The sequence below is a fragment of the Steroidobacter gossypii genome (assembly GCF_016801985.1).
In the GTDB taxonomy this organism is placed as follows: Bacteria; Pseudomonadota; Gammaproteobacteria; order Steroidobacterales; family Steroidobacteraceae; genus Steroidobacter; species Steroidobacter gossypii.
Genome location: NZ_JAEVLS010000008.1, coordinates 47,688 through 63,720, shown reverse-complemented (window position 1 = coordinate 63,720; position 16,033 = coordinate 47,688). Strand labels below are relative to the sequence as shown.

Below are 16,033 nucleotides of genomic sequence, written 5' to 3'. Positions count from 1 at the left end.
GCTGCCCGTCGCGACCTGGCGCATGGCCCGACGCGGGAGCAAGCGGCGAACGCCTGACCGGCGGTTTATTCGACTGTCGACACGAAGCGCGCGTGCTCTCGATCCTTGCGCACTTCGTCGCCGCGGAAGACCTGGCCGCTCATTGCCACGTACACCCCTGGCGGCAGGGTTTGTACGGCGGCAAAGGCCATGCCCAGATTGAACATCGCATCGCTCTCCGCGAAGCGAGCGGGTGACAGGGCGCCCGTGAACACGATGGTCTTGCCCGGGATGGCCTTCAGCACCTTGGCGGATTCAGTCATCGTGTCCGTGCCGTGCGTAATCACGACGCGGTCCGTGTCCAGCGCGGCCACGGTTTCGTACATCGCTCGTCGGTCCTGATCGGTGAGATCCAGGCTGTCCTTGCGAAACAACTCGACCACCCGGAACGGTCGCGTGACGTTGGCCACATCGAGCATTTTCTTGACCATCGGTTCGCCGATCTTGTACGCGCTGAGCGCGTCGAAGTAGGCCTTGTCGATGGTGCCGCCGGTGGTGATGACTACGATGGGTGGGACGAGCTTTTGCATCCGCGCAATGTACCAGCCAGACCCGTTGGACTGAAGCCACTGCTTGGCCTTCTCAGATCGGCGTCGGTGGCTGACGCCGTCCGAGGAGGCGACGAACCGCTGACGCTTCTGTTCCGAAAGCCCGACGCAGGCGAAAAATGAAAATGAAGTTCCCCCTCCCGGAATCGGGAGGGGGCAAGGGGGTGGGTATTCCGAGCCCAGCCGAAGGCAAAGGGCCTGTGCCACCAATTCACGAGTCCATGCGTTATAAAGCCCGCACCTTTCATGGCACCTGCGGAGCATCGCGTGGAATACAGGCAATTGGGCGGATCCGGCTTCAAGGTGCCGGTGTTCAGCCTTGGCACCGGCACGTTCGGCGGCAAGGGTGACTTTTTCAAGAGTTGGGGCGACAACGATGTGAAGGCCGCGGCCCGGCTGGTGGACATCAGCCTCGACGCCGGTCTCAACATGTTCGATTCGGCCGATATCTACTCCGATGGCGCCGCCGAGGAGATTCTCGGCGCGGCGCTTCGCGGCAGGCGTGACAAGGTGATCATTTCCACCAAGGCAACCTTCCGCCACGGTGACGGCCCGAACGACGTCGGCTCATCGCGCTTCAATTTACTGCGCGCCGTAGACAAGGCGCTGACACGACTGGGCACCGACTACATCGACATCTTCCAGCTGCACGGCTACGACGCAGCGACGCCCGTCGAAGAAACCCTGCAGACCCTCGACGACCTGGTGCGCGCGGGCAAGATCCGTTACACCGGCGTCTCGAACTTCTCCGGCTGGCATTTGATGAAGTCGCTGGCGGTCGCCGATCGCTACGGCTGGACGCGCTATGTCGCGCACCAGGCCTACTACTCCCTGATCGGCCGTGACTACGAATGGGAACTGATGCCGCTCGGGCTCGAGCAAAAGGTCGGCGCGATCGTCTGGAGTCCGCTGGGCTGGGGCCGCCTGACCGGCAAGATTCGCCGCGGTCAGGCCCTGCCCGAAACTTCGCGGCTGCGCTCGCAACTGAGCATCGATAAGGGCCCCCCGGTCGCCGACGAATATCTCTACAACGTGGTCGACGCGCTCGACGCAGTGGCCAAGGAAACCGGCAAGACCGTGCCGCAGATCGCGTTGAACTGGTTGCTACAGCGGCCCACCGTTGCCAACGTCATCGTCGGCGCACGCAACGAAGAGCAGCTGAAGCAAAACCTCGGCGCACTCGGCTGGAATCTGACCGCGGAACAGGTGAAGAAGCTGGACGAGGCCAGCGCCACACCGCTGGCCTATCCGTACTGGCATCAGCGGGACTTCACCGAGCGCAATCCGCCGCCGGTCTAACTTCGCAGGCACAGGGATGTGCCCGCCGCCGCGAGTGGCAGGATGCCCGAGTCGCTGTCATTCGTGGTAGCCAGGTCCTCGCACGACCTGGCCGGGCTTCGCGCCGGTGTGCTCACCGTCGCGAAGCACCTGCACGCCATTGACGAACACGTGCTGTACGCCAGTCGCATACTGGTGTGGCTTTTCGAACGTGGCGTGGTCCTTGATCGTGGCGGGATCGAACACCACGATGTCCGCGAAACATCGCTGCTTCAGGCAGCCGCGATCCTTCAGTTTGAACGTCTCCGCCGGCAGGCTGGTGAGACGACGAATCGCATCCTGTAGCGTCGTCACCTTCTGATCGCGCACATAGTGGCCGAGGAAGCGAGCGAATGTTCCATAAGCACGCGGGTGCGGATTGCTCAACAGAAACGGCCCTTCCGGCGCCGGCGCTTCCGCATCCGAATCGATGTTGACCCACGGCTGCGACAGGCCGAGCTTCACGTTCTCTTCCGACATCAGGAAATACGCCGTGCCGACGCGCGTGTGATCTTCGATCACCAGGTCGATCGCGGCTTCCTCGGGCGAAACGCCGCGCATCTTCGCGACCTCGGCCAGCGTCTTGCCGGTCAGCGGCTTGAGGTTGTCGGTCTTGAAGCCGATCAGCAGCACGCGATCGGCCGAGCCGGCCGCTTGCAACAGACTTTCGAAGTCGGCGTTCGGATCACGCATCTCCTGCAACACACGCGCGCGGATTTCCGGCTTCTTCAAGCGCTCGACCCACGCATCGATCCCGCCCTCCTGCACCCAGGTAGGCATGGCGGCGTCCAGACCGGTAGCGCCCGCCGTATAGCTGTACATATCCGCCGTGATCTTCAGCCCGGACCTGCGCGCGGCCTCGATCTTGTCGATCGCCTGCTGCATCTTCGGCCAGTTCTTCTGGCCGGCGGCCTTCAGGTGATACACCTGCGCCGGCACATTGGCCTCGCGCGCGATCAGCAACAACTCATCCAGAGCTTCAAGGAAGCGATCGCCTTCGCTGCGCAGGTGAGAAATGTAGGCGCCGCCAAATTCCCCGGCGACTTTGGTCAACGCGATCAGCTCGTCGGTCTTGGCGTAAGACGCCGGTGCGTAGATCAGGGAACTGCCCACACCGAGCGCGCCCTCGCGCATCGCCTGTCGAACCAGCTCTTGCATACGGCCGAGCTCGGCAGGCGTTGGCGCTCGATTCTCATAACCGATTTCGTGCGCGCGAACCGTAGCCGCGCCGACGAACGATGCAACGTTCGGCGAAACGCCGCGCTTCACCAGGTGCTCCAGATACTCGCCCAGCGTGGTCCAGGTGATCTCGTAGCGAATGTCACCTTGCGTCTTGATCATCTCCTCGCGGATGGTCGCGTTCACCGGGCCCATCGACGTGCCTTCGCCGAAAATCTCCAGGGTCACGCCCTGCTTGATGTCGCTCATGGCGCGCCCGTCGTAGATCAACGATTCGGTGGCCCAGGACAGGGTGTTGATGAAGCCCGGCGCCACCGCCAGGCCCCTGGCGTCGAGTTTCTGTTTGGCCTGATAGTCGGTGAGCTTGCCCACCGCGACCACGCGCCCGTTGCGAACAGCCACACCGCCCTTCACCGGGTCGCCACCGCTGCCGTCGTAGATGACGCCGTTATGGACGATCAGGTCGACCTGCTCGGCAGCCACCGCCGAACCGGCCAACCCGAGACACAGAACGATTTTCGCGATGGCGACAAAGGAGCCTATAAAGGGAACGGTGGCGCGCACAGTGACTCCAGCAACGTGGCGAAACGAAGCTGCGACCCTAGCGCAAAAGCCCGCGGGCCGTACAGAGACAGCGCGTCAGCGTTCGAACACTCGTTCCAGGACGCGAGCCAATTCTTCTACTGTGTCCGGCTTGAGCACCAGATCGCGCACGCCGACGTCTTTGGCCGTCTCGCGATCTTCGGCTCGAACGTAGCCGGAGGTCACCACCACCGGCAGTTCGCCACGGATTTCGTGAACTGCGCGGGCAACGTGAAAACCCGACATGCCCGGCATCGACAGGTCGGTGACGACGACGTCGAAATCTCGCGGCCGTTCCCTCAAGGTCTGCAATGCCTGCTCGGCATCGCTGAATCCCGATACCTGATAGCCGGACTTTTGCAGGACACGCGTCACCAGATAGACCAGCGCTTCCTCATCATCGATATACATCACGCGCCGGCCAGCACCTTTCGCTTGCTGGACGGCGGCCTCCTGTGGTGCCGGGCGCGCTTCGGCAGCGGGCTCCACCGCCGGAAAGTACAGCCGAAAGGTCGTGCCACGGCCCGGCTCGCTGGACACGATCACCGAGCCTTCGTGATTGCGCATGATGCCGTCCACCACGCTGAGCCCCAAGCCGGTGCCTCGACCGACCGGCTTGGTAGTGAAGAATGGATCGAACGCGCGATCCAGCGTGGCTCGATCCATGCCGCTGCCCGTGTCGGCGACGGACAGTCGCACGTAGCGTCCCGCCTTGAGCTGCGGCGCGCCGCCCTGCGCCACATGAGCTTCATCCAGCGAAAGGGTGATGCATCCCGCCTTGCCGTCGCCGATGGCGTACGCGGCGTTGGTCACCAGGTTCACGATGACCTGATGGATCTGCGTGGCATCGGCACGCACCGGCGGCAGGCCTTGGGCGAAGTTGCAATTGATCTCGATCAGCGCCGGGAGCGTGGCGCGCAATAGTTTGATCGCCTCCTCAACCGCCGGCTGCAGCTGCAGTATTTCGCGTCGGCATTCGCTCTGTCGGCTGAACGTGAGAATGCGATTCACCAGATCGGTGGCGCGCGCGCTGGCCTTGGCAATCTCGGCCAGCCCGTTCTGCACCGGGTGATCCGACGGCAACTCCTGAATGGCCAGCCGTGTGTTGCCGGTGATCGCCAGCAGAATGTTATTGAAGTCGTGCGCGATACCGCCGGCGAGCGTGCCGAGCGCTTCGATCTTTTGCGCGTGATGCAAGGCTTCTTCCGCTTGCCGGCGCGCGGTGACATCGATGGTCGCGCCGATGAGCCGAGTGGGCTGGCCCTGCTCGTCGCGTTCGATCTCTCCGCTCACCGCGGCCCACTGCGTGGAGCCATCCGGCCGCAGCAGTCGCAACTCCATCGAGATCTCGTGCGCGTCGCTGGCGAGGTATTCGTCCATCATGCGGCCCACCCACTCGCGGTCGTCGGGATGCAGCAGCGCCGTGGCCGAGGCAACCGGCACGAACCCGTGATGGCGACGCTCGCCCCACAGTTTGTACATCGCGCTATCCCACCAGACGATGCGCTTGCGCAGATCCCAAACCCAAGTGCCTATGCGCCCTGCCTTCACCGCCGCGCGCAGGCGTTGTTCGCTGTGACGATTGCGAACATGCCGGACGTGCGAGTCGCCGTGGAGACGAGCTCGTGGGGTAATTGTGACCAACGTGCTCTGCGCATCGTCGGCCGCCACACGCATTTGGAAGAACCGCAACGGAAAGGTACTGCCGTCGAGGCGATGGCCCGTCGCGCGTCGGCGTCGACTGGCGTGCGGATTGTCATCGTTGTCTTCGAGAGGCCGCCAGGCCGGGATCAACTCGTCGATGGCAAGTCGAACCAGATCGCCGGGCTGGCCACCGAACAGGCGAGCCGCGCGTCGATTGCCATCGGTGATGTGTCCCTCGCGGTCGATCAGCAGCGCGGCGGCCGGCCAATGCGCCAGGCGCAACCGCACGACAGGAGATCCTGGTTCATCGCCGGGCCGATCGTCCTCCCCACTCTGGTCGTCACCGTCCCTGCGTGACGAGTGCTGCGACGGTTGGCCACCGCGGCGTCTCGCCCGAACGGATTTCACAGGTCACCTCTGCGGGCCTGGTCGACTTATTTATAATCGCTTCGACAACAAAGGCCCTGCCCGAGTGCGGTCGGACAGGGCCTTTCGTTTCTACTACCACGCGACCGGGCGCGCACGTAGGACTTACCGTGGGCTTGCCCCTTTCCCCAATCCGCGGGGTGGAGGCGATCAGCTCAGCTTCGCATCCAGCAGCGCGGTCAACTCGGCCTTGCGCGGCAATCCGACCTTCTGGCCGACCACTTCGCCGCCCTTGAACAGCATGACTGTCGGCACGCCACGGACACCGAAGCGATACGGCGTCTGATTGTTCTGGTCGACGTCCATGGTGGCCACCGTCAGACGGCCATCGTAGTCGCGCGCGATGTCTTCGATCATGGGCTTCATCGCCTGGCAAGGTCCGCACCAGTCGGCTTCGAACTTCAACAACACCGGGCCGGCCGCGGCCAGCACCTGCTGCTCGAAGCTGGCGTCCGTGACGGCGAGAAACTTCGCATCACTCATGTAGCTCTCCTGGAATTTCCCGTATGGGAGTCAATCGATGAGCCACGATGCGCCTGCCGGTGGCGTCGGGCAATCGCCATTGGCAATGCCGTCAATCGACAACTTGAATCGCCCTTGCGATGATGGCGTCCTCGTCCTGTGGAGCGGGCCCTTGAGCTTGTGTCGAGCCGATCGTTTTCTGCTGACCAGCGCCGCCGTCACGGCCGGCTCGGCGGCGGTCTTCGGCCCCAGTCTGCTGAGCCTCGGCGTGCCGCTCGGCGCGTATGCGGTGATGATGGCGGATGGGGTGTTCCGTCCGGCGTCTCCAATCTTTTATCCGACCCTGGTGCGCGGGCGCACCGACCGGCCGCACGTGGCGCTGACTTTCGACGACGGCCCCGATCCGGAAATCACGCCCGCGGTGCTCGATATGCTGGCCGCTCACAAGGCGCGCGCCACCTTCTTTGTCATCGGCCGCTATCTCGAGAAACATCGAACGCTCGGCGAGCGGATGCACCGTGAAGGTCACGAGTTGGGCAACCATTCCTGGCAGCACTCGTACTTCCAGAACTTCTATCCAGCCTCGGGCCATGGCCGCGAAATCGATCGCTGCGCCCAGTTGATCAAGTCGGTGACGCAATCGAAGTCCGAGCCCTGGTATCGGCCGCCAGTGGGCCTGAAGAGTCCCGCGATGGCCCGCGCCTCGCACAAGCGCAATCTCAAAGTGGTCGCTTGGTCCATTCATTCGCGCGATACGATGATCCGCGATCCAGCTTCGGTGGCGCGCGGCGTGGTCAATCGCATTCGGCCGGGAGACATCGTGCTGCTACATGACGGACACGATCACGAGCAACGTCATCGACCTCTGATCCTGCAAGCGCTGCCGTTGTTGTTACAAGGGCTGCGTGAGCGAGGCCTGAGCTCGGTGACGGTTAGCGAGCTATCTGGCGAAACTCTGCCGGTGGCGTCGGCTCCCAGCGGCGCCAGACTCGCCGCAGATGATGCGCGGAGCTGAAGCCACTGCGCTCGGCCACACGTTCCAACGCCAGGTCGCTGTTCATCACCATCTCGCGCGCCAGCGCCACTCGCAAACGTTGCACGTAATCGAGGGGCGAACAGCCCGCGTGCTCCATGAACAGCCGTCCTAGATTGCGCGCACTCATGCAGGCGATGGCCGCCAGTTTCTCCGAAGACCATTCGGCCGCCGGATTGCGGGCGATAGCGTCCTGCACTTTATGAACGGCGGGATGGATGTGATTTCGGTGCATCAGCCAGGCGGAGAGCTGCGGATCCGCCGTCGTACGCCGCATATAAACAACGAGGTCTCGCGCCACGGCCACTGCGATCTTGTGACCTAACTGCTGGCCGATGAAATGCAGCGCCAGATCGATGCCGGATGTGACACCGGCGCTGGTCATCACCTGACCGTCCTCGACGAAGATGCGATTGGCATGCACCGTGGCGCTCGGCTCCAGCTCGCCAAGCCGTTCGATGTACTCATGATGAGTGGTGCATTCGCGGCCACGCAGCAGTCCGGCCTGTGCGGCCAGCAGACTGCCCGAGCAGACACACATCAGCGTCACTGTCTCGTTGCTGGCGATCTTCGCCAGCCACTGGGTGAGTTGCCGGATCGGCGCCGATTCCAGATCGAGCGAGACGGAGCTGACTCCTGTGATGACGACGATGGAATCGTCTGGCACCGTGGCGGGCAGGCGCTGCAGCTGATGCAGCTGCAGGCCTACGCAAGACCGCAACGAGGTGCTGGTGCCGACGAACTCCAGCTCGTAACTGCCGGGCACCAGCTGGTTCGCGATCCTGAAAGCTTCGGCGGCGCCGGCCACGTCCAGCAGCACCACCTCAGGCAGCAGTGCGAACAGCACTTTTCTCATTCGGAACGCCTCCTTCAGGATCTATCCACTCGAGATGAATCATCCGCTGGGGCCCGTTGAGAATCCCGGCCACAGCCGATCAGATCACCACGGCGTCCGAGCGTTGCACCTGGGCGAAGCGATCCTGCAGCACCAGCTCGGTGCGGTCGCGAATTTCCTGGGCCGTGAACTTGCGGCCCGATCCGGACACCATCGGGAACGTCAACGTCGCGTCCATCGCATAGGTGACACTATAGCCGAGGTCCGAAGCATGACGGGTAGTCGTCTCACAGCACTGTTCGGTGCGAATGCCCGTGACGATCAGGCGCTGAATGCCCGCGGCCCGCAACCAATAGTCGAGGCTCCTGCCGTTCTTGGTCGTGGCAAACATCGCCGAGTGCACCGCCTTGGTGAATACCTCGGTCGGGCGGACATCCAGCTGCGGCAAGGTCTTGATGAGCCCGGACTCGAAGGAAAAAGCGTTCTCCGGGCCCTCTTCATCGACATGGAACACCTGCAGCACCGGTACGGCGGCTTGGTGAGCACGATTCACCAGCCCTTGCAGGCTCTGCAAAAACATTGGCAGCTCGGCCTCGTCCCAATAGGCACGCCGGGTAAACGACTGCTGCACATCGATCACAATCAACGCGGACTTCATGGCGACTCCATGGTTGAGAACATGGAGTCATGTTGCGCGCCGCGACGCTCGCGGACGAGAGCGCCGCTCGACAGCCTGCGGTCAAAAACGGACAGCAGGCGTGGGGCCTCTCCCCGGTTCAGCTGCGATAGGCTTCCCGCCCGACCCCCTGCACAGGGATCCCTTGCGATTTCATCACTTCCTGCTGCAGCGAGTACATGGCCGCAGCCGCCTCGTCGATGGCTTTCACAAACGCCAGCGAGCCCTTGAGAATGGGCGCGAGCCGCGCTTTGTCCTGAATCCGCGCGGGCGGATACTCGTGCTCGACCACCAGGAACGTCTTCGCCGGGTCGATGGACAGCAACTCGCGCGCCGCGAGCTGATGATCCAGCCAATCGACACTGCGATTCTGCAGATAAGCGAGTGGATCGTGCCGCGCGGTGCCCGGCAGCTCGTGTTCGCACAACACGATTTGTTTCTTCCACGCGTTGGCCTGATCGGCCGGGTTCGGTGAAGGCTTGCCGTCGATCCAGTCACCACGTTGCATGGTCTGGCCGCCATAGCCCCACGCGGACACGCCGCGAGCGTCGACGACCTGGCCTTTGACGTGGAAGCCGCCGATCAGAAAACCGTAGCCCTCGTCCTTGAGATATTGGAACAGCGAGCGCGTGTCCTGGCCCATCAGGATGGCGTGCGAGGGATCGTAGTGTATGCGGAATTGATCGCCGACGCCGTGACGCTCGCAGATCTTATGCAACGCAATCCAGGGACCGGGCGCATATGCGATGTTGTTGTGCCAGCGATCGAGCACGTTCCAGCCGGGCATCGGGCACTGCTCGACTCGATAGGTCAGACCGCGAGCCTTGGCCTCCTTGAGCAGCGGGATGAACACCTCCTCGAACATGACCAGGTTCTGATCCATCTCCAGCTGCGGATTGCGGCCGACGAAACCGCACACCGCATCCGTCCCCAGCAACACGGCCGCGTCGAACACGCGCAACATGAAGTCATGTTTCTTGCGACGCGCGGCGGCGTCGGCGACCAGCATGTTGTCGAAATATCCGAGATCGGACAGACCGACGCCGGTTTCTCTCATGGCGGCAAGCACGCGCGAGGCGCGCTGCTTATCGAAGGGCTGGCGCAGATCCAACGTGTTGGCCACCGGGTCGAGCATGGCCTCGGCGGGCACGTCGCTTTCGGTGGGGTGCAGGGCGGCCGAGAGCTGAATGTTCGGCGAGCCGATGTCGCGCGCGAACTGCAGCCATTCCTCGATGGCCAGGTCGGGATCGGCATCCCGCTTGTCCCGCGGCGTCAACTCCTGCAGGGCCGCGGTCAGGATGCTGAGTTTCATGGGCTTGGGGGTAAAGGGGATGGTGCTCATGGCCCGCAGTCTGGCAGATCGTGGAACCGTTTACATCCGCGAACCGGGCTACCCCAGCGCGGTCTGATACTCCGCCGGTTTGAAGCCGACCAGCAGCCTGCCGCCCCGCTCCAGGACGGGGCGTTTGATCATCGACGGCTGCTGGAGCATCAGCGCGATGGCTTTGCGCTCGTTCAGATCGGCGCGCTCGGACTCGGGCAATCTGCGGAACGTGGTGCCGGCGCGGTTCAGCAGGACTTCCCAGCCGACTTGCTTGCACCAGGCTTCCAGCTTGTCGCGCTCGATGCCCGAAGCCTTGTAGTCATGAAATTCATACTGCACGCCGTGCTCGTCCAGCCACGTGCGTGCTTTTTTCATGGTGTCGCAATTCTTGATGCCGTACAGGGCCGTCATGGTCGCGATTGTACTTTACGGCGCCAGCGCCGGTGCCGAGGTGGCCCGCGTAGAGGACTGTGAGTTGATCCAGGCGTGGATGCGCTCGGTCACCACATCCAGCGGCAGCGCGCCACTGAGCAGCAGCTGGTCGTGGAACTCGCGAACGTTGAACTTCTCGCCCAGCGCTTTTTCGGCATCGGCGCGCAGAGCTCGGAAGCGCAGCTCACCGATCTTGTACGCCAGCGCCTGGCCCGGCCAGGAGATGTAGCGCTCCAGTTCGGTCTGAATGTTGTGAGGCGCGAGCGCCGAGTTTTCAGTGAAGCAACGACGCGCCTGTTCGATATCCCAGCCCAGCCAGTGGATGCCGGTGTCGGCCACCAGTCGGCACGCACGCCACATTTCATACGAGTAGCGGCCGAACTTTTCGTAAGGATCGCGGTAGATCCCCATCTCCTCGCCGAGGAACTCCGAATATAACCCCCAGCCTTCGACAAACGCCGTCGGGCTGGTGTTGCGACGGAAGTACGGAATGCCCGTCAGTTCCTGCGACAACGCGATCTGCAAATGATGTCCAGGCACGGCCTCGTGCACGGTGAGCGCGGGCAGCTCGTAGAGCGGACGCTGATCCAGGTGCGACGTGTTGACCATATATCCGCCCGCCTGCCCCTGCCGCATGCTGCCCGTCCAATATCGGCCGGTCGTGTAGCCCTCGGCGATATCGGCAGGCACGGGCCGCACGCCGTACGGCAGCCGCGGCAGTGTGCCGAACAAGCGCGGCAGCTGATCGTCCGCGCGCTTGGCGATCTCGCTGGCCTTCTCCAGCAGATCTTCTGGCGTCTGCGCGTAGAAACGCGGATCGGTGCGGAGCATTTTCAGAAAGTCCGCGAAGCTGCCCTTGAAGCCGGTTTCCGCGATAGTCGTTTCCATCAAGCCGCGGATGCGGGCCACTTCCGACTGGCCAAGGCGATGGATTTCGTCGGGCGTCATTTTCGTCGTGGTCTCACGACGCACGAAAAACTCATAAGACTTTTCGCCGTTGGGCGTGGTCCGCCACGCGAGCTTGGGACGAGCCGCCGGCAGATATTCCTTGGCCATGAACTGGGCGAACTGTTTCTGCACCGGCAGAATCCGATCGCGCACGATGGCCAGCGCCTTGTCGCGATATTCCGCTTGCGCTGTCGCTGGAATGCTCGAGGGCATGCGCGCGAACGGCAGTAGCAACGAGCTGTCTTCGGGCTTGGTCCCGGCCTGCTTGCGAGCGACTTCGAGCACGCGCTCGGCCACGATGCGCGGCTGCGTGTACTTGGTTTTGATGCCTCGACGCAGGTTCGCCAGGTTCTGTTCGTAAAACGTAGGGGTCGCTTCGAGGCGGGCCAGCCACGCGTCGGCATCTTCACGCGAACCGATGGTGGTGGTGCGCGCGAGATAATCGAGCAATGTATGGAAACCACTGTCGTTCTCGAACGGAATGCGCGGCAAATCGAAAGTCAGCTGCTCCGAATGGATCGCGACCACGTTGGTGAGCAGTTGGTGATTCAACGCCGCGTCGGGCGACAGGCGATTCACCTCGATGGCGGCGAGTCGCTGAGCGATGTCCTTGAGTTGTTTTGCGGCGGCCTGCTGAGGTTCCGGCCGCACGTCCGGCAAGCGACGCAGAGCGTTGCGATCGCCTTCCTGGCCGGCGCTGACCGGATCCTCGGTACGAATCAGCTGCTCGTATTCGCCGATCAGCGAGTCCAGGTTGGACTCGGCGGGCGACTGCGCAGCGGCCGCTGCGCACGCGAGCCACAATGCGCCACCGAAGATCCACGCGGCACGGGGCATGCAACCCATGAGGCCATCTCCTTGCGAAAGAAAGACGGCATCTTGGTCCGAGCCTCCGCGAAATTAAAGAGGCCCGGCTGCAACTTTTGCGATCAGCGTGGCGCAGCCAGCTCGGTCGAGCCCAAGCCACCTCTGAGCACGCTGGCCTGGAAGCCACGCTCGGCGAGGATGTATGCGCAGACGGAGCTGCGACGGCCGGTATCGCAACACACGATGTAGTGACGATTGCGATCCAGCGCTTTGAGTTTCAGGCGCAGCGAATGCAAGGGAATGTTGATCGCGCCCTCGGCGCGATAGTGCTCGAACTCCGAAGGCAGACGCACGTCGACCCACTGGCCGCCGTCGAGCGCGACGATGCGCTTGGCGCTGTCGTAGTCGACCCAATCGAGCAGCGGCTCGTGCAGCAGTTTGCGAAAGTCATCCTTGGCCAGGCGCATCAGCACGCCGTCGGTCACCATGGTCACGGTCGCGTTGCGCTTGACCTCGGAGATCAGCGCTTCCTCGCCGAAGGTGTCGCCCATTTTCAATTCGGCGAGCCGCACGCCTTCCTTGTTGAGCGGCGTCTCGCGCGCCACCTGGCAGATGCCTTTGACGACCACGTAGAAATAATCGCCGACGTCGCCCTGCTTGATGACCACTTCACCGGCGCGACAGTCGACGCGCTGCAGGCGCATGAACACTGCCTGGATATTGGCCGGCGGAATCTTGTGAAACGCCTTGGTCTGCAACAGCGCCGTCATCCAGTCGTCGGCGCCGGCGGCGGCGTCCTCGAGCGCGTTCAATTCCAGCACCTTGTAGGCGCCGGTCTGGTCGAGCGTCACCGCGACGTCCAGAAACTCGCTGTCGATCTGCAGATATTCGATGCGGTCGGAGGTGACCACGGCCGAATAAGGCCGCGGCAGCTGATGCACCAGCGGGCTCTTGGCTTTGGGCGTGCCGCTGCGAACCGAGCCGATCACCTCGCCCTCGGCCAGCAGGTCGATGGAGCCGCTGATCAGGTAGAAGGTCTGTTTTTCTTCATCGCCCTCGGTGAACAGCAGGCGGCCCTTGGGCGCCTGCAGGCGAGACACCTTGCGGGCGAAGGCCTGCAGGCTGGTGGGCGTCATGCCGTCGAACGGCGCAAAAGTCCGCAGCAAAGCCAGATCTTTGGGATTCCCGGATAACTCCATGCTCAAATCTTCTTATTCGGCGCTGATCCCTAGGATGATCGGGGCGAGTATCGAGCAGCCGGGCGCGCGCAATCCAGGATGCATCTCACAGTGCGGGGCTCCCTGAACGAGCGGCCCGCGAGATTACGTCGCGTTGCTGACTTCCCCGGCAGCGGGGCGCGGGAAAACCCTGGCCGGGGCAGCCCTGTTCACCTTGAGTTCACCCCCGGGAACGGATCATGCTGACAACCGTTCTAAACGGGGGGTGGGCATCATGATTCCTGGCAAGGCCTCAGCGCCGGCCGCACGCCGACCCAAGGATGGCAACATCGTGGCGAATTCGCTGACACATTGGCTTGCGATCGTCGCCTGCGCTGCTGCGGCCGCAAGCTTCAACGTCGCGCGCGCCCAGGAGCCCGCCGAAGTCATCGAACCGGAGCCGGTGATCGAATCGAACGGCGCCGAGCCCACCGCTGAACCTGTGGTCGAGCCCGAATCCAGCCGCGCTACTCCAGTGGTCGATCCTCCCAGTCGCGTCGCCCGCCTCGGCCACGTCGACGGCGACGTGACAGTGGCGCCCGCCGGCACCGACGAATGGGCTGAAGCTGTGTTGAATCGTCCGCTGACCAGCGGCGATCGATTGTGGGTCGAGCGCGGCGGTCGCGCGGAACTGCAGATCGGCTCCGCAGCCGTGTATCTCGACGGTGACACCGGCTTCGGCTTCATCGAGCTGGACGACGAGGTGCTGCAGGCCAGCCTCACCGAAGGCGCGGCCACCCTGCGCGTTCGTCGACTGGCGGAAGGCGAAACCATCCAGGTGGAAACGCCCCACTCCACCGTGGTCCTGAACAAGGTCGGCGAATATCACCTCGAGGTGGACAAGTCCGGCGACCGCACCATCGTCAAAACACGCAGTGGCGAGGCGCAGGTCACCGGTGGCGGCAGCCAGCGATTCACCGTTCGAGACAACGAGCGCGGCATCTTCTCGGGCGTGGACAGTCTCACCGGCCACATCGACCGGCTCGGCCCACGCACCGCGTTCGAGAACTGGGCCAACGATCGCGACGCGCGCAATGAGCGCTCGAAGTCTTCCCGCTATGTCTCGCGCGACGTGATCGGTTACGAAGATCTGGACGATCACGGCGAGTGGATCAGCGAGCCCGAGTACGGTTACGTATGGCGCCCCACCTATGTGGTTCACAACTGGGCGCCCTACCGCTACGGCCGCTGGGTCTACGTTTCACCGTGGGGCTGGTCCTGGGTCGACGATGCACGCTGGGGCTTCGCGCCGTTTCACTACGGACGCTGGGCTCACATCCGCAATCGGTGGTGCTGGGTGCCCGGCCCACGTCACATCCGACCCGTCTACGCGCCAGCGCTGGTCGGCTGGGTCGGCGGCCCTTCGGTGGGCATCTCGGTGTCGTTCGGCAACGTCGGCTGGTATCCGCTCGGACCTCGCGATCTCTACTATCCCGGCTACCGGCACACGCCGCGATACATCCGCTACGTGAATGTTTCCAACACGTACATCATCAACAACAACTATTTCTACGGCCGCCGTCTGCCGCCGCCGCGCTTCGACCATCGTCACTATCCTGGCGGCGTGACCACGGTGTCGCGCGACTTTTTCGTCGGCGGTCGTCGCATCGGCGATCACTGGGTGCGACTGGACGAAAATCGCTTGCGCAACTATCACGCGGAACGTCAGCCACCGGCGATCGCGCCCTATCGCGAGAGCGTGCTGGGCGGCTCGATTCGCCAGCCACCCCGGGACGCCACCCGGTTCACTCGCGGCGGCGATTATTTCGCCGGTCGCGTGCCGTTCCATCGCGAGCGCACCGCCATCGAAAACAACGGCGGTCGCCCGATCGGCCGCAATCAGCTCATCGATCGCTCCGGGCCCAAGCGAGGTGGCGACTTCCATGTGGTGCGGCCTCGCGTCTCGCCTGGCGAGCTCAACCGTGGCCGACCGGAGGGCGCCGTGGGACTGAGTGGCACTGTCCGCGGGCCCCGTGAGCTCAACAACAACTCGGTACGTGATTGGCAGAACCAACGCAATCGCGAGCGCGTCGAGATCTTGCGAGGCGTGGAGTCATCTCGCCCCGAGCCGCGCCGCAGCGATCATCTGCATCGTCCGCCGAGCAGCACCGTCCAGCCCGGCGGCACAAGCTACTATCGCCCGACGCCAAAGGACTACGCACGGGGCTCGGGTTCGGTCCATCGCAACGAGCCTCGCGAGTCCAGGCAGTATTCGCCGCCGCGTCAATATTCCCAGCCGCGCAGCGAACCGCGCCGCACCTACACTCCGCCGCCCAGGCAGGAGCCGCGCAGCCAGCCGCAACCTCGCGTCGACCGCTCGACACCGAGATCCTCACCCTCCAACAACAACAGCGGCTCGCGAGGCGGCAGCGCCGCACGCCCCTGGAATACGCCTAAATCCCGGCCAGATTGACGCTGGCCTGCTGGCGGATCGAGCACCCGTTCGATCCGCCACCGGAACCCCGAGATCCGGCAAGCGGTTGCTTGCATAATCCGATCGAGCAGCGGGTCGGCGCCTGCATCCGGCCGCTTGTGAGCCGCGAACGGCTCGGAGCCGATGGGGC

Annotated in this window: 13 protein-coding genes; 3 read left to right on the top strand and 10 right to left on the bottom strand. The window is 63.7% G+C overall.

Translation table 11 applies throughout. The features are described 5' to 3' along the window. Positions 1-65: 65 nt before the first annotated feature. Positions 66-569 carry an asparaginase domain-containing protein gene (locus tag JM946_RS30705; RefSeq protein WP_203170438.1) on the bottom strand — a complete coding sequence of 168 codons (504 nt, stop codon included), beginning with the start codon at positions 567-569 and terminating at the stop codon, positions 66-68. A gap of 285 nt (positions 570-854) precedes the next feature. Between JM946_RS30705 and JM946_RS26460 the strand changes: the two genes are divergently transcribed. Further along, positions 855-1,886, top strand: a complete 1,032-nt coding sequence (locus tag JM946_RS26460; protein WP_203170437.1) for an aldo/keto reductase — start codon at positions 855-857, stop codon at positions 1,884-1,886. A 57-nt stretch (positions 1,887-1,943) separates the two neighbouring features. On the opposite strand, the gene JM946_RS26455 is transcribed toward JM946_RS26460, so the two are convergent. The 3 genes from JM946_RS26455 to JM946_RS26445 form a co-directional block, all read right to left on the bottom strand. Further along, positions 1,944-3,647 carry an N-acyl-D-amino-acid deacylase family protein gene (locus tag JM946_RS26455; protein ID WP_203170436.1) on the bottom strand — a complete coding sequence of 568 codons (1,704 nt, stop codon included), beginning with the start codon at positions 3,645-3,647 and terminating at the stop codon, positions 1,944-1,946. A 75-nt stretch (positions 3,648-3,722) separates the two neighbouring features. Continuing rightward, entirely contained in the window at positions 3,723-5,597 is a 1,875-nt protein-coding gene (locus tag JM946_RS26450) for a hybrid sensor histidine kinase/response regulator (RefSeq protein WP_203170435.1), read from the bottom strand. A gap of 288 nt (positions 5,598-5,885) precedes the next feature. Continuing rightward, a complete protein-coding gene (locus JM946_RS26445; RefSeq protein ID WP_203170433.1) occupies positions 5,886-6,218 on the bottom strand; it encodes a thioredoxin family protein in 333 nt (110 codons plus the stop codon). Positions 6,219-6,369: 151 nt separating this feature from the next. Between JM946_RS26445 and JM946_RS26440 the strand changes: the two genes are divergently transcribed. Beyond that, positions 6,370-7,212: a polysaccharide deacetylase family protein gene (locus JM946_RS26440; protein WP_203170432.1), complete on the top strand. Its 843-nt coding sequence runs from the start codon at positions 6,370-6,372 to the stop codon at positions 7,210-7,212. Here JM946_RS26440 and JM946_RS26435 read toward each other — a convergent pair. From JM946_RS26435 to JM946_RS26410, 6 genes are all read right to left on the bottom strand, one after another. Continuing rightward, on the bottom strand, positions 7,130-8,086 hold the full coding sequence (locus JM946_RS26435) for a GlxA family transcriptional regulator (RefSeq protein WP_203170430.1): 957 nt from the start codon (positions 8,084-8,086) through the stop codon (positions 7,130-7,132). The genes JM946_RS26440 and JM946_RS26435 overlap by 83 nt on opposite strands. Positions 8,087-8,165: 79 nt before the next feature. After that, positions 8,166-8,723 (bottom strand): isochorismatase family protein, encoded by a 558-nt coding sequence (locus JM946_RS26430; RefSeq protein WP_203170429.1) that lies wholly within the window; start codon positions 8,721-8,723, stop codon positions 8,166-8,168. Positions 8,724-8,841: 118 nt separating this feature from the next. Beyond that, positions 8,842-10,083: a sugar phosphate isomerase/epimerase family protein gene (locus tag JM946_RS26425; protein WP_203170428.1), complete on the bottom strand. Its 1,242-nt coding sequence runs from the start codon at positions 10,081-10,083 to the stop codon at positions 8,842-8,844. 48 nt (positions 10,084-10,131) lie between these two features. After that, positions 10,132-10,476 carry an ArsC family reductase gene (locus tag JM946_RS26420; protein ID WP_203170427.1) on the bottom strand — a complete coding sequence of 115 codons (345 nt, stop codon included), beginning with the start codon at positions 10,474-10,476 and terminating at the stop codon, positions 10,132-10,134. A gap of 15 nt (positions 10,477-10,491) precedes the next feature. Further along, complete coding sequence (locus JM946_RS26415; protein ID WP_203170426.1) at positions 10,492-12,291, bottom strand: DUF885 domain-containing protein; 1,800 nt, start codon at positions 12,289-12,291, stop codon at positions 10,492-10,494. Positions 12,292-12,374: 83 nt separating this feature from the next. After that, a complete protein-coding gene (locus tag JM946_RS26410; RefSeq protein WP_203170425.1) occupies positions 12,375-13,451 on the bottom strand; it encodes a cyclic nucleotide-binding domain-containing protein in 1,077 nt (358 codons plus the stop codon). 253 nt (positions 13,452-13,704) lie between these two features. On the opposite strand from JM946_RS26410, the gene JM946_RS26405 reads away from it, so the two are divergent. Next, a complete protein-coding gene (locus JM946_RS26405; protein WP_203170424.1) occupies positions 13,705-15,882 on the top strand; it encodes a DUF6600 domain-containing protein in 2,178 nt (725 codons plus the stop codon). Positions 15,883-16,033: the final 151 nt, after the last annotated feature.